Below are 1132 nucleotides of genomic sequence, written 5' to 3' on the forward strand. Positions count from 1 at the left end.
CGCGTCGAGTTCCGCGCCCCGGACTCCTCGACCCGGCCCGCGAAGGCTGTGTGGTGCCCGCGCTCGGCGACCGCACGGACACCTTCATGGACTCCTTCCGGCGGGTCCGCGCGAACCACCCGGGCGTGCGGACGGCGACCGTGCTCGGCAGCGTCGACCAGACGGTGATCAACGCAACGGGCGGGGCCTTTGGACCGTACGAGGGGGCGTACATCACCGGCTGGTACCCGGCCGCCTCCGATCCGCGCTGGGCCCCGATGAGGAAGGTGATCAGCGAGGCGGCCTTCGACGACGACCGCATCGACCCCGCCGACGCCGGGGTGCAGACCACCTGGATCGCCTACACGGTGCTCCGGGCCGTCCTGGAGAAGATCGGCGACGGCGAGGTGAGCGCCGACACGGTGCGGCGCACCCTCAACGACGGGCTGCGGGTCTCCACCGGCGGCCTCACCCCGACCCTGAGCTGGCCCTACGCGGGCCGGCTCGCCGGGGTCGGCTTCCCGCGGCTGGTCAACGCCGACGTCACCCTCCAGGTGGTCCGGGACGGCAGGCTGGTCGCGGCCAAGGAGCACGCCGGCGACAGGAACGGGGTCGCCGACATGACCCCGGTCCTGGCGCGGGCCGAGGTGCCCTGACGGGCCCCGGCGCCGGGGCCCGCCGGGGGCGTCACAGCTGGGTCGGCTGGCGTTCGGTCAGGCCGTACTGCCGGGCGATCGCGTTCCACAGCGGGGCCGCCTTGCCCTTCTGCTCGCTCGCGGTCTTGCTCTCCCGGTTGCCCGCCTGGGTCTCGCCGGTGGCGCGCGCCTGCCCCTTGTGGCAGCCCTTGTGGCCCTTGACCTGGTCGGCCCAGGCCGCGTAGTGGCTGTCGGCCGCGGCGGACGCCTGCCAGGCCCGGGTCAGCGCGTCCCTGAGGTGGCCCTGGGAGTGCAGCTTGTCCGTGGGCAGCTTGTTCAGCCGGGTGACCAGCTCGCCGCGCTGCCGGGCCGCGTCCCGCAGATCGGCCGCGGCCCGCTCGAGGTTGTCGCACTTGCGGACGTCGGCCACCGCCTGGATCACCGCGGCCCGGCTGCTGCCGCTGTCCGCGAGCAGCTTGTCCAGCTCCACCGCCTGCTGCCGGGCGGGGTCGGCGCTG

General features: G+C 74.7%; 2 pseudogenes. One reads left to right on the forward strand and one right to left on the reverse strand.

Annotated features, from left to right (window positions below):
- A pseudogene (locus H5J33_RS36085) lies at nucleotides 1-635 on the forward strand (hypothetical protein); the annotation flags it as partial.
- Between the two features lie 31 nt (nucleotides 636-666).
- Here H5J33_RS36085 and H5J33_RS36090 read toward each other — a convergent pair.
- Nucleotides 667-1132: pseudogene (locus H5J33_RS36090) on the reverse strand (hypothetical protein); the annotation flags it as partial.

The sequence above is a fragment of the Streptomyces sp. WELS2 genome (genome assembly GCF_013870595.1).
Lineage (GTDB): Bacteria > Actinomycetota > Actinomycetes > Streptomycetales > Streptomycetaceae > Streptomyces.